Genomic DNA, 12,953 nt, shown 5'->3' with positions numbered 1-12,953 from the left:
CCGTCATGGCGCGTGCCCCGAGGCGGGGCAAAGCAGACCGGCACGGCGCGCGGGACCGAAACGGTCGATGGCGCGTGCGATCATGTCTTTTTGAACAAGAGCGGAGCTATGCATACACCGAGGAGCAAAACCGATAAAGGCCCGCGCCGCAAATTGCGACGCCGCCATCATGCCTATCGTGCATCACCGCTGCGGTGGCTGCGGCGATGTGCATCAGAACATCCCTCTATATCGGGCGCGGGCGGGAAATAGTCGCGCGCAGGTTGCCAAACGGAAGCTTGGCCATATCGCGCGGCGACGTTCCCTGCGATCGGTTTATCGCTGCCGCCAGAGCCGCTGCGCTGCGGAAGCGCCGCTTTTCCGCTCTCTCATGTTGAGGTATCTGGTGCCGGCGTCACCGTTGGTGGACATACGTTCCCGGCGCCGGGCAGAGCGGGTGCAGGCCCGCTTGGGGCGCACCCATCGGGGGCGGCAGCACGCGGCCGGGCGAGGAGTGCGCGGCCAGCCATTCGCTCCATTCCGGCCACCAGGAGCCGGGCTTCAGGTCGCTCCCCGCCACCCATTCGTCCGGACTGATGTAGGCATCCGCAGCCGCCTTTCGCCGCACGCGATAATGCCGGTGCGGATGGCCCGGCTCCGAGACGATGCCGGCATTGTGCCCGCCGGAAGTCAGCACGAAAGTGACGTCCGTATCCGTGAGGTGGTGCAGCTTGTATACGGAATGCCAGGGGGCCACATGGTCCCGTTCCGTCCCCACCGCGAAGATGGATTGCCGGATGTTGGGCAAGGCCGCCGGATGGCCGTCCACGATGTAGTGGCCGCTGGCCAGGGCGTTGTCGAGGAACAGCTCGCGCAGATACTGGCTGTGCATGCGATAGGGCATGCGGGTGGAATCCGCATTCCAGGCCATGAGGTCGATCATGGGCGTGCGCTCGCCCAGCAGATAGTCCTTGATCATGTGCGACCAGACGAGATCGTTGGAGCGCAGCATCTGGAAGGCCCCCGCCATCTGTTCGGCGGACAGGAAGCCCTGGTCCCACATCATGCTTTCGAGGAAGTGCAGCTCGCTGTCGTCGATGAAGAGCTGCAGTTCGCCCGGCTCGGTGAAATCCGTCTGGGCCGCGAACAGGCTGAGGCTCGCGAGCCGCTGGTCGCCCGCCCGGCCCATGGCCGCCGCGGCGATCGCCAGCAGCGTGCCGCCGAGGCAGTAGCCGGTGCCGTGAACGCGCGTGCCGGGCACGATGGTCGAGATGGCATCCAGCGCATCGAGCACGCCCTGACGACGGTAGTCGTCGAAGGAGACGTACCGGTCCTCGGCGGTGACGTTGCGCCAGGAGATGCAGAAGACCGTGTGTCCCTGCGAGACGAGGTAGCGGATCAGCGAGTTCTGCGGCGACAGGTCGAGGATGTAGTACTTCATGATCCAGGCCGGCACGAGCAGGACCGGCTCGGCATAGACGTCCGGGGTCGTCGGCGCGTACTGGATCAGTTCGATGAGGTGGTTGCGATAGACCACCTGTCCGGGGGTGACGGCCACCTCGACGCCGGGGCGGAACTTCTCGGTTCCGGCCGGCGGCTCGTCGGAGAGTGCCGCGCCCACGTCCTCCAGCCAGTTCTGGAAGCCGCGCAGGAAATTGGCGCCCCCTTCCGCATGGGCGCGCGCGAGCACGTCGGGATTGGTCAGCGGCAGGTTGGAGGGCGAGGCCATGTCCAGCATCTGCCGCACCAGGAAGGAGGTGACGTCCTGCGTGTGGCGGGAGGTGCCGGGCACCTCATGGGTGGCATTGTGCCACCACTGCTGGATCATCAGGAAGCTCTGGGCATAGAGGCTGTAAGGCCATTTCTGCCAAGCCTCGGAGGCGAAGCGGTCGTCGCCCGGCAGCGGCTCGATCACCGGCGGCGTCGCGGGATCGCGGCTCGCCCGCGCCATGTAGCCCGCGAGGCGGGAATATTTGCGCCAGGCCTTCAGCATCAGCTCGGCCCGCTTGCCGGGAGCCGCCGCGAGGTGGATGGACCAGTCGGTCCAGGCCAGCGCCATGGCGGCGGGCGAAAGTCCGCCGGTGAAGCGGGCGGTGAGGGCCTGCGTCATCCGGTCGAAGGCGCGGAAGCCCTCGAGGCCGAGAGCGCCGTCGTCCGACTGCGGAGCGGGTGTGCCGTGGAGCGATCGTTTGGCGGGAGCGACTTCGGCGGGCGGGGCATAAGGCGCATTCATGGGACGACACCTCTCGGGGATGCTTGTCCATGGACCGGCAACGCCTGTTCCGCCTTGAGCCGAATCAAGCGTTGTTCACATGCCGCCGCGTTCCTGGGCGATGACGGCGGCGATCTCGACGATCTGCCGGGCGGCGCTGCTGTCCGGCGTGGAGGTCCAGGCCGCATAGAAGGGCAGATCGGGAATGTGCGTGTTGGTCTCGATGACGGCGAGGCGGCCGCTCGCCAGCTCGCCCGAGACGATGGCGGCGGGAATGACCGCGATGCCAAGGCCCTCGGTCGCCATATGCACGACGGTGGAGAGCGAGGCGCTGGCGTGCAGGCGCACCGGCGGCAAGTCGTGGCGCGAGAACAGGGTGCGCACCGCCATGTAGGGTTGTGTGTTGCGGGAGAAGGTGATGATCGGGAAGGTCGCCAGCTCCTCCAGCGTCACCGGTTTCTGGCTCCAGCTGATCTCCGGGCTGGCGACGAAGGAGACCGGATAGGAGCAGAGCAGCCGGTTCTCCATCAGCGGCAGGTGGCTGGGGCCGAGCATGAAGACCACGTCGAGTTCCTGCGCCGCGAGCCGGTCGCGCAGGTTCGGCGAGATGTCGACCTCGATCTCGAGCCCCAGATGGGGATGGATGGCGTTCACCTGCTTGAGGAAGCGCGTCAGCCACGTGTGGACGATGGTCTCCGCAAGCCCGATGCGCATGACGCCGCGCAAGCTCGTTGAGTCGCTGAACACGGTCAGCATCTCCGCACGCAAGGCGAGCATCTTTTCCGCATAGGCCAGCAGGGTGCGGCCGCGAGGGGTGGGCGTGACGTTGCGGCGTTCACGCTCGAGCAACCGGGCGCCCAGTTCGCTCTCCAGTTGAGCGATGCGCTGGGAGATGGCGGGCTGGGTGGTGTGCAACTTGTTCGCTGCGGCGCGAAAACTCCCCAGTTCCGCCACCCGCACGAATGTTTCCAAGGCTTTGAGGTCCATCACCACCCTCCGCCGGGGCCGGATGCCTGACGCATCGATAAGGCCAGTTTATCCAAAACGATCCGAAATTAAAATTCGACACAATGGATTCGTGGTGATGATATGGGCATGCGCAACCAATGAGCAGGTTTTCCGATGACCGCGCATGCCTCCATTGCCACTCCCGGCGGTATTTCCCTGGCCACCGGCCGCGACGTGCGCCTTGCGAGCCGCAGCGGCGCGCTCACCGGCTCGACCGCGGGTTTCGCCCCCGGCTTCGTGCAGGCGAACCTCGCCATCCTGCCCGCGAAGCTCGCCTTCGACTTCCTGCGCTTCTGCCAGCGCAACCCCAAGCCCTGCCCGGTGATCGGCGTGTCCGAGCCTGGTGATCCGACGCTGAGCTCCATCGGCCTCGATCTCGACATCCGCACCGACGTGCCCGGCTACTGCGTCTACAAGGACGGCGTGCTCGTGGACGAGCCGGCGGATCTCAAGGCCTACTGGCGCGAGGATCTCGTGACCTTCGCCATCGGCTGCTCGCTCTCCTTCGAGGAGGCGCTCATGGCGGCGGACATTCCGCTGCGCCATGTGGAGAAGGGCGTGAAGGTGCCGATGTTCCGCACCAACATCGCCTGCGTGCCGGCCGGCCCCTTCGCCGGCCCCATGGTCGTGTCCATGCGGCCCATGACGCCCGCCAATGCGATCCGCGCGGTGCAGATCACCTCGCGCTTCCCCTCGGTCCATGGCGCGCCGATCCACATCGGCCTGCCGGAAGCCATCGGCATCAAGGATCTCTCCAAGCCCGACTATGGCGATGCGGTGGAGATCCTCGAAGGCGAGATCCCGGTGTTCTGGGCCTGCGGTGTCACGCCCCAGTCGGTCATCTCGGCCGCCAAGATCGAATACGCCCTGGCCCACGGGCCCGGCATGATGCTGTGCACCGATCTCAAGAACAGTGCGCTCGCAACCGGCTGAGCGCCGGCACAACCTTTCCAAATCGACACTACCCCCGCGGAAGCAAACGCCGTAGAGCGTGACCGGGGCATTCAGCAGAGGGATCCCTGATATGTCGTTCACGATCAATCGTCGCAATCTTCTCGTCGGCACCGCCGCGACGCTCGCTTTGGGCGCCGGGGCGGCGGGCAAAGCCAGTGCCCAGACCAAGGAAGTGGTCATCGGCGCGCTCTATCCCATGTCGGGTGCGGCCGCGCAGATGGGTGTCGACGCCCAGAAGGCGTTCGAGACCGCGCTGATGTTCATCAACGAGAATTCCGACGCGGATCTGCCGCTCGCGGGTGCCGGCGGCCTGCCGAACCTCGGCGGCGCCAAGGTGCGCATCGTCTATGCCGACCATCAGGGCGACCCCCAGAAGGGCCGCGCCGAGGCCGAGCGCCTCATCACGCAGGAGAAGGTGTGCGCCATCGTCGGCACCTACCAGAGCGCGGTGGCGGCGACCGTCAGCCAGTCCTGCGAGCGCTACGGCGTTCCCTTCTTCTCGGCTGACAACTCCTCGCCGAGCCTGACCCGCCGTAACCTGAAGTTCTTCTTCCGCGCCGCCGCCCACGACGAGATGTTCTCGGCGGCCATGTTCGACTTCCTCGACAGCCTGAAGAAGAAGGGCCAGAAGGTCGAGACGGTCGCCCTGTTCCACGAGGACACCATCTTCGGCACGGACAGCGCCAACGCGCAGCTGAAGCTCGCCAAGGAGCGCGGCTATAACGTCGTCGCCGACATCAAGTACCGCGCCAACTCGCCCTCGCTCACCGCCGAGGTGCAGCAGCTCAAGGCGGCGAATGCGGACGTGCTCCTGCCGTCCAGCTACACCACCGACGGCATCCTTCTGCTCAAGACCATGAACGAGCTGGGCTACAAGCCCAAGGCGCTGCTCGCGCAGGCGGCCGGCTTCTCCGAGCAGGCCCTTTATGACGCCGTCGGCCCGCTGGCCGAAGGCTCCATGACCCGTGGCAGCTTCTCGCTCGACCTCGCCGCCAAGCGTCCGTCGGTCGGCAAGGTGAACGACGCCTTCAAGAAGATTTCGGGCAAGGACCTGAACGACAACACCTCGCGCGAATTCATGGCCCTGCTGCTGCTGGCCGACGCCATCAACCGTGCCAAGTCCACGGAGGGCGAGGCCATCCGCGCCGCGCTCGTCGCCACCGACCTGCCGGGCGAGAAGACCATCATGCCGTGGTCCAAGGTGAAGTTCGACGAGACCGGACAGAACCCCTATGCGGACCCCGTCCTGCTCCAGCGCATCGGCAACAAGTTCGTCACCGTCTTCCCGGCTCAGGCGGCCATCGCCGAAGCCGTGTGGCCGATGAACAAGAGCTGATCTCTCGAAAGGAGGTGCGTGGAGCAGGAACATGACAGCCGCAATCGTTATCCAGAGCCTGGCCAGCGGCCTGCTCATGGGCTTGCTCTACGGCCTCATCGCCGTCGGGCTGGCGCTCATCTTCGGCCTGATGGACGTGACCAACTTTGCACATGGCGAATTCCTGATGTTCGCCATGTACATCACCTTCTTCTGTTTCAGCTGGTTCGCCCTCGATCCGCTGCTTTCCGCCCCCATCGCGGCGGCGGTGCTGTTCGGGTTCGGTGCCTTCGTCTATCTCGCCATCATCCGTTTCGCGATGCGGGCGAAGACCAACGTGGGCATGGTGCAGATCTTCGCCACCTTCGGCCTTGCCGTGGTGATGCGCGGTCTCGCCCAGCTGCTGTTCACGCCGGACTACCGCTCCATTCCCCACACCTGGCTTGGCGGCAAGACCGTTTCGGTGTTCGGCATCTTCCTGCCGGCGCCGCAGCTGGCGGGCGGCGCGGTCTCCATCCTCGCCTTCGTCGGCCTGTTTTTCCTCATCAAGAAGACGGACTTCGGCAAGGCGCTGGAAGCCACCCGTGAGGACGCCGGCGCGGTGGCGCTGGTGGGCATCGACAAGAACAAGGTGTTCGCCCTCGGCTGGGGCCTCGGCGCGGCGCTGGTGGGTCTCGCCGGTGCCATCATGGCGAGCTTCTTCTACGTCTATCCGGATGTGGGTGCTTCCTTCGCGCTCATCGCCTACGTCACGGTGGCGCTCGGCGGCTTCGGCTCGGTGTTCGGCGCCTTTGCCGGCGGCATCGTGGTCGGCCTCGTGGAGGCCATGACGGCGATGGTGCTGCCGCCTTCGCTGAAGTCGGTGGGCATCTACGTGGTCTACCTGCTGGTGGTGTTCTTCCGCCCGCGCGGCCTGTTCGGGAGCATCTGATGAGCGCCGCACCCTCCTTCACGGCGCGGCGCACGCGCCAGCTCCTACTCGCCCTGGTGATCTTCGCGCTGGTCGCCCTGCTGCCCTTCGGAGTGAAGGACGTCTATACGCTGAACGTCCTCATCCTGTTGCTGCTGTATGCCGGCCTTTCGCAGAGCTGGAACATCCTCGGCGGCTATTGCGGGCAGCTCTCGCTGGGCCATGCCCTCTACTTCGGCATCGGGGCCTACACCTCGACGCTGCTCTACACCAAGTTCGGCGTGCTGCCCTGGTTCGGCATGGCGCTCGGCGGTGTCATCGCGGCGCTGATCGCCATGGGCATCGGCCATGCGTGCTTCCGCCTCGCCGGCCACTATTACGTCATCGCGACCATCGTGATCGCGGAGATCGGCCTGCTGCTGTTCCACAACTGGGACTGGGCAGGCGCGGCCACCGGCATCGAGCTGCCCATCGGCCGCGACAGCTGGCTGACCTTCCAGTTCGCCCGCGACAAGCTTCCCTACTTCTACTTCGTTCTCGTCTTCGCGGCCGTGGTGTGGCTCGTCACCTGGAAGATTGAGAATTCCAAGTGGGGCTACTGGTGGCGTGCGGTGAAGGACAATCCGGAAGCCGCCGAGAGCCTTGGCGTCGTGGTGTTCAACTCCAAGATGATGGCCGCGGCGGTTTCCGCCTTCTTCACGGCGGTGGGCGGCAGCTTCTACGCCCAGTTCCTCGGCTACATCGACCCGGAATCGGTGATGACCTTCCAATTCTCGCTGCTCATGGCCCTCCCGGCCGTGCTCGGCGGCATCGGAACGCTGTGGGGGCCGGTGCTCGGCGCCGCCATCCTCATCCCGCTCACCGAACTCACCCGCACCTACATGGGCGGCTCGGGCAAGGGCATCGACCTCATCGTCTACGGCTGCCTGATCATGGCCATTGCGCTGGCCCGTCCCGACGGTCTCGTGGGCCTGTTCCAGCGCCGCAAGAGGAGCGCAGCATGAGTGCCTCGCCCCTTCTCGATGTGCGCAACGTCTGGCAGCGTTTCGGCGGCCTCGTCGCCAACAGCGATGTCAATCTTCAGGTGGCCGCCGGCGAGATCGTCGGCCTCATCGGCCCGAACGGGGCCGGCAAGTCCACCCTGTTCAACGTCATCGCGGGGCTTCGGCCCCCGACCGAAGGCTCGGTCTGGTTCGACGGTCAGGACGTGACGCGCCTCTCGGCGCCGGAGCGCTGCGCCCGTGGCATCGGCCGCACCTTCCAGGTGGTGAAGAGCTTCGACAGCATGACGGTGGCGGACAATGTCATCGTCGGCGCCCTCGTGCGCACCTCCTCCACCAAGGAGGCGCGCAAGAAGGCCGAGGAAGTGCTGGAGTTCGCCGGCCTTGGCCATCGCGCCGAAGTGTTCGCTAACGAGCTGACGCCGCCGGAAAAGCGGCGCCTGGAAGTCGCGCGGGCGCTCGCCACCGAGCCCAAGCTCCTGCTGCTCGACGAGGTGATGACCGGCCTCACGCCCTCCGAGGCGCGGGCGGGCGTCGAGCTCGTGCGGGCCGTGCGGGCGAAGGGCGTCGCCGTGCTCATGGTGGAGCACGTGATGGAGATCGTCATGCCGCTGGTGGATCGCGCCGTGGTGCTGAACCTCGGGGCCGTGCTGGCGGAAGGCAAGCCTGCGGACGTGGTCCGCGACGAGCGCGTCATCAGCGCCTATCTGGGGGACCGCCACCGTGCTTGAGGCGAAGGACATCACGGTCACCTACGCGGGCCTCATCGCGGTCTCCGGCGCCTCCATCGAGGTGAACAAGGGCGAGATCGTCTGCGTGGCCGGGGCCAATGGCGCGGGCAAGTCCTCGCTGCTGAAGGCCATGGTCGGCATGGAGAAGCCGAAGTCCGGCTCGGTGAAGTTCGACGGCGAGGAACTGGTGGGCGTGCCCCCGCACCTCATCACCGCCAAGGGCCTTGCCTATGTGCCGGAGAACCGCCGGCTGTTCCCCCGCCTGTCGGTGCGCGACAACCTGCGGCTCGGCAGCTACATGTACCGGGCGCAGGACGACCGCGAGGCGCCGCTGGAGATGGTCTTCCGTCTCTTCCCGCGCCTCGGCGAGCGTCTCGACCAGCGGGCCAACACGCTGTCGGGCGGCGAGCAGCAGATGCTGGCCATCGGCCGCGCGCTGATGACCCGGCCGCGCCTTCTCATGCTGGACGAGCCCTCTCAGGGCATCATGCCGAAGCTCGTGGACGAGATCTTCCAGGCCGTGACCACCATCCGCGACACCGGCATGACGATCCTCATCGTCGAGCAGCGGCTCACGGAGTGCCTCGAGATTTCCGACCGGGCCTATGTGCTGCAGACCGGGCGTGTCACCATGAGCGGGCCGGCGGACGAGATCCGCGCGAACCCCGACGTGCGCCGCGCCTATCTCGGCCTGTGAGGCCTCCGCCCGCGCCGCTGGCGCGGGCTTCTGTTTTCGCCTGGACAGGGGTGGCCCGGTTCGCTGGCGCCGCCTGAAGACTGGATCGAGCCCATGCCGTCCGTTGACCTGAATTCCGATCTCGCCGAAGGCTTCGGCATCTGGCACCTCACGGAAGACGAAGCCCTGATGGACATCGTCTCTTCGGCCAACATTGCCTGCGGCCTGCATGCGGGTGATCCGGAGATCATGGCCAAGGCGTTTGCCTACGCCAAGTCGCGGGGCGTGGCGGTGGGCGCGCATCCCGGCTTTCCGGATCTGTGGGGCTTCGGCCGCCGCCGCATGCCCTTCACGCCCGGCGAGATCGAGCGGCTGGTGGCCTATCAGGTGGGCGCGGCGCAGGCGCTCGCCACCTATTCCGGCCATCGCATCACCTATGTGAAGGTCCATGGGGCGCTGGGCAACATTGCCGAGCAGGAGCCCGAGGTGGCGGTTGCCGTCGCCAATGCCGTGAAGGCGGTCGATCCCTCGCTCGTGGTCCTCGCCGGCCCGCTGGGCGCGCAGGCGCCCGCCACCCGCGACGCGGGCCTGCGCCTCGCCGCCGAGATATTCGCCGATCGCGGCTATACGGAGCAGGGTCATCTCATTCCGCGCAGCCAACCCGGCGCCATGATCCACGATCCCGTGGCGGCGGCCGACCGCATCATCGCCATGGTGCAGTCCGGGGCTGTCATCACCGCGCAGGGCACGCACCTGCCGACGTCCATCGATTCCATCTGCGTCCATGGCGACGGGCCGAAGGCGGTCGAGACCGCGCGCTATGTGCGCGAGCGGCTGGAAGCGGCCGGCATCGCCATCGCGCCCTTCGCGCCATGATCGAGGGGGAGGTCTACGCCGCGCCGCGCTTCCTCGACAGCGGCGAGACGGCGCTGGTGGTGGAGTTCGGACGGGCGGTTGAGCCGGAGATCAGCGACCGCGTGCTGGCACTCGACGCCGCGCTTGTGGCGCGGGCGCTGCCCGGCGTGCGCGAGAGCGTGCCCACCTATCGCTCGCTGATGGTGCATTACGATCCGCTGGTCATCTCCCGCGCGACGCTGGTCGGCGAGATCGAGGCCATGGTCAATGCGCCGCGGGCGGCGTCCGGCCCCGTGACGCGCTGGGTGCTGCCCTGCTGCTACGATCCGGAATATGGCGAGGACATCGGCGAGGTCTCGCGCATGACCGGCCTGTCCGAGGAGAAGGTGGTCGCGCTGCACGCCGGCGCCGTTTTCCGCGTCTATATGTACGGCTTCGCCCCCGGCTTCTGCTATCTCGGCGGGCTGCCGAAGGAACTCGCGGTTTCCCGCCGCACCCGCCCGCGTCCGCCGCATCCGCCGAACACGACGCTGATCGGCGGCGGCCTCGCCATCGTCACCACCTTCTCCATGCCCACCGGCTGGTGGCTGATGGGGCGCACGCCCGAGCGCATGTTCGCGGCCGAGCGCAACCCGGCCTTCCTCGTCGCCGTGGGTGATGAACTGAAATTCGAGCCGGTGGATCGCGACACCTTCCTCGCCCTCGATGCGCGCGCCGCGTCGGGCGAGGTGGTCGCGCGCCGGGAGATCCGCTCATGAGCGAGACGGTCGCGCAGCCGGGCCTGCGCATTCTCTCCGCCGGCCCCGGCGTCACCCTTCAGGATGCCGGCCGGCACGGCCTGCTGCGCTTTGGCGTGACCGGCGCGGGCCCGATGGACCCGCTCGCCTTCGCCCTCGCCAATCGCGTGGCACAGGTGCCGGAAGGTGCTGCCGCTCTGGAAATCTCCATGGGCGGGGTCGAGCTGGAGGCCGTGGAGGCGCCCGTCACCGTCGCGCTGGTTGGCGGCGCCTTCAGGATCACGCTGGACGGCCAGCCTGTCCCGTCGGCGTGCCGCCTGACGCTGGAGGTGGGCCAGAAGCTCGCCGTGCGCGCGGGCACCGCGGGCGCCTGGTGCTACCTCGCGCCCTGCGGCGCCATCGGTATTCCCCCGACGCTCGGCTCGCTCTCCACCCACGCCCGCTCGGGGCTGGGCGGCCTCAAGGGCCGCGCCCTGATGGCGGGCGACATGCTACCATTGGCCGGCGCGCATGTGCTACCGGGCGGCACCATGGAACTGGCCGCGCCCGTGCTGAACCGCCCCGGCGACGTGATCCGCGTGATGCTCGGCCCGCAGGACGATTATTTCAACGCCGCCGAGATCGCCGCCTTCCTTGCTGGCCCTTGGACGGTGTCCGTGCGCTCGGACCGCATGGCCTATTTCCTGGATGGCACGCCGCTCACCCATGCGGGCGGGTTCAACATCGTTTCCGATGGCATCGCCCATGGCGCCATTCAGGTGCCGGGGGAGGGCTTTCCCGTGGTGCTGATGGGTGACCGCCAGCCCACCGGCGGCTATCCCAAGATCGCGAACGTCATCGGTGCCGACCTCGGCCGCATCGCCCAACTGCGTCCCGGCGCCACCTTCCGCTTTGCCGCCGTGACGGCGGAGGAGGCCATCGCCGCCCGCCGGGCGGAAGCCGCCGCCCTCACCGACGGCTGGACGCTGACGCCGCTCGTGCGCACGCACCTCACCTCCGAATTCCTCTTCGGCTGCCGCCTCATCGACGGCTGGGTCGACGCCTTCGCGGAGGGGTGAGGGGCGGCGTGTCATCGGGCGTCGCGTCGCGCCTTGTCGCCGACGGTCCACGGCGATCCATACGGCCGCCCTACGGCTCCGGCGATAAGTGATTGTGATGCACGGTGCCGGGGTGCGGCACCGTATGTCACGCGCGCAGATGCTGTCTCACGTGACACGTCACCAAATTGTCCCATCGCTTGGTTACGTGGTGCGGGATATGCCGCCAATCCCGGCGTGATTTTCTTTCGTTTCGTTCATCCTGATGTGTGCGGAACGACAAGAGAAGCGACAGGAGCCGTTGCGAAATATGAGCAAAGCCCTGCCACGGACGCGCGATGCACTTCGGGCATCTTTAGGCGATGAGGACCTGCCGGCGGAAATTGTGGAGCGTCTTGCCGCTCAGGCGCTGCCGGCGCTGCTTCTGACCACGGCCGCACTTGGCGAGAACAGGCCGCTTCCCGGCGCAAGTCGGCTGGGCGGGACGCCCGACCTTCCGCCCGGCATGGGGTGGCCGATGCGGCCGCCCTATCCGGATGCAGAGCGGCGTGCCGCCGGACATCGGAAGGATGCCAGACGGCTCCTGGAGGACTCCCGCAAGCCGCGTTCTTGGATGACCCCCGAGCAGGGCGTGATGTTCAGCCAGGAGCGCATGGCGAAGGCGGATGCGACGGAGCGCCCGTTTCCGCTGGCCTTCTTCGGTCAGTTCGATCTGGCGGCTCTGTCGGCCATCGAAGGGTTTGATCCCCTGCTCCCGAATACGGGCCGCCTCCTCGTCTTCTACGATTTCTGGGAGCAACCGGAAGACTTCACCCCCGAGGCCGCGGTCGGCTGGCGCGTGATCTGGGATGACAGTCCGAGAGACCTCCTCACGCCGGCTGCCGTCCCCATGGATCTGGAGACAATCTCGAGCGACGACTGGACGACCATTTTCGCGCCGGCCCTGATCAGTGCGGTTCCCGTCGTCACGCCGATCCCCATGAGCGAGCGTGGCTGGGATGCTTTCGATCTCAAGGACGAAGACCTGCGGGAGGTTTACGGCGACTGGCTTTCGCAGTTCGGGACGCCGGATGAGGACGGTGGAGAGAACCACCAGTTGGGAGGCTTCCCGCGCCCCCTTCAGAACGGCCTGCAAGCCACCAGTCAGCTCGCATCACACGGCATCTATTGCGGCAATGGAGACGCGTGGAAAACCCCGGAGGCACAGGCGCTCCTTAAAGAGGCCGGCGCCTGGCGGCTTCTGCTTCAGGTCGGTGTCGATCTTAATGCGGGGATGAGAGGCCCCGGCGCCTATTACGTCATCATCCGAAACGAAGACCTCGCGGCCCGCCGTTTCGAACGCGCACGCGTCACCTATCAGTGTGACTGAGCGGGTAGCCTCAATGGCGAGGGACGGCAGTCAGGAGCGTAAGCACAAGCTCCAACCGTCGACAGATCTGATTTGAAGATAAATGGCGCGCCCGAAAGGATTCGAACCTCTGACCCCCAGATTCGTAGTCTGGTGCTCTATCCAGCTGAGCTACGGGCGCGTTTCCCTT

12 protein-coding genes and 1 tRNA gene are annotated in these 12,953 nt (G+C 66.9%); 10 read left to right on the top strand and 3 right to left on the bottom strand.

Going from position 1 to position 12,953, the window contains the following annotated elements:
- Positions 1 to 394 precede the first annotated feature (394 nt).
- Both AZC_RS20935 and AZC_RS20930 read right to left on the bottom strand, forming a co-directional pair.
- Complete coding sequence (locus AZC_RS20935; RefSeq protein ID WP_012172602.1) at positions 395 to 2,212, bottom strand: PHA/PHB synthase family protein; 1,818 nt, start codon at positions 2,210 to 2,212, stop codon at positions 395 to 397.
- Positions 2,213 to 2,287: 75 nt separating this feature from the next.
- Positions 2,288 to 3,181 (bottom strand): LysR family transcriptional regulator, encoded by an 894-nt coding sequence (locus tag AZC_RS20930; protein WP_043879672.1) that lies wholly within the window; start codon positions 3,179 to 3,181, stop codon positions 2,288 to 2,290.
- 132 nt (positions 3,182 to 3,313) lie between these two features.
- Here AZC_RS20930 and AZC_RS20925 point away from each other — a divergent pair, with 132 nt between their 5' ends.
- The 10 genes from AZC_RS20925 (at position 3,314) to AZC_RS20880 (ending at position 12,784) form a co-directional block, all read left to right on the top strand.
- Positions 3,314 to 4,132: a putative hydro-lyase gene (locus tag AZC_RS20925; RefSeq protein WP_012172600.1), complete on the top strand. Its 819-nt coding sequence runs from the start codon at positions 3,314 to 3,316 to the stop codon at positions 4,130 to 4,132.
- Between the two features lie 91 nt (positions 4,133 to 4,223).
- Complete coding sequence (locus AZC_RS20920; protein WP_043879671.1) at positions 4,224 to 5,489, top strand: ABC transporter substrate-binding protein; 1,266 nt, start codon at positions 4,224 to 4,226, stop codon at positions 5,487 to 5,489.
- 31 nt (positions 5,490 to 5,520) lie between these two features.
- A complete protein-coding gene (locus tag AZC_RS20915) occupies positions 5,521 to 6,399 on the top strand; it encodes a branched-chain amino acid ABC transporter permease (protein ID WP_012172598.1) in 879 nt (292 codons plus the stop codon).
- A complete protein-coding gene (locus tag AZC_RS20910) occupies positions 6,399 to 7,382 on the top strand; it encodes a branched-chain amino acid ABC transporter permease (protein WP_012172597.1) in 984 nt (327 codons plus the stop codon). The genes AZC_RS20915 and AZC_RS20910 overlap by 1 nt, the downstream gene beginning before the upstream one ends.
- Complete coding sequence (locus tag AZC_RS20905; RefSeq protein WP_012172596.1) at positions 7,379 to 8,110, top strand: ABC transporter ATP-binding protein; 732 nt, start codon at positions 7,379 to 7,381, stop codon at positions 8,108 to 8,110. Before AZC_RS20910 ends, AZC_RS20905 begins: the two co-directional genes overlap by 4 nt.
- Positions 8,103 to 8,807 (top strand): ABC transporter ATP-binding protein, encoded by a 705-nt coding sequence (locus AZC_RS20900; protein ID WP_012172595.1) that lies wholly within the window; start codon positions 8,103 to 8,105, stop codon positions 8,805 to 8,807. The genes AZC_RS20905 and AZC_RS20900 overlap by 8 nt, the downstream gene beginning before the upstream one ends.
- Positions 8,808 to 8,900: 93 nt before the next feature.
- Complete coding sequence (locus tag AZC_RS20895) at positions 8,901 to 9,662, top strand: LamB/YcsF family protein (protein ID WP_012172594.1); 762 nt, start codon at positions 8,901 to 8,903, stop codon at positions 9,660 to 9,662.
- Complete coding sequence (locus AZC_RS20890) at positions 9,659 to 10,399, top strand: 5-oxoprolinase subunit B family protein (protein WP_012172593.1); 741 nt, start codon at positions 9,659 to 9,661, stop codon at positions 10,397 to 10,399. Before AZC_RS20895 ends, AZC_RS20890 begins: the two co-directional genes overlap by 4 nt.
- On the top strand, positions 10,396 to 11,436 hold the full coding sequence (locus AZC_RS20885) for a biotin-dependent carboxyltransferase family protein (protein ID WP_012172592.1): 1,041 nt from the start codon (positions 10,396 to 10,398) through the stop codon (positions 11,434 to 11,436). Before AZC_RS20890 ends, AZC_RS20885 begins: the two co-directional genes overlap by 4 nt.
- Positions 11,437 to 11,725: 289 nt before the next feature.
- Positions 11,726 to 12,784, top strand: coding sequence for a YwqG family protein (locus AZC_RS20880; RefSeq protein ID WP_043879670.1), 1,059 nt, complete (start codon positions 11,726 to 11,728; stop codon positions 12,782 to 12,784).
- A gap of 83 nt (positions 12,785 to 12,867) precedes the next feature.
- Here the strand turns inward: AZC_RS20880 and AZC_RS20875 are convergent.
- A tRNA-Arg gene (locus tag AZC_RS20875) sits at positions 12,868 to 12,944 on the bottom strand.
- Positions 12,945 to 12,953 lie beyond the last annotated feature (9 nt).

Source organism: Azorhizobium caulinodans ORS 571, assembly GCF_000010525.1.
Classification (GTDB): Bacteria; Pseudomonadota; Alphaproteobacteria; order Rhizobiales; family Xanthobacteraceae; genus Azorhizobium; species Azorhizobium caulinodans.
Note: the sequence above shows the minus strand (reverse complement) of the source record. Positions and strands in the feature narration are given on the sequence as shown.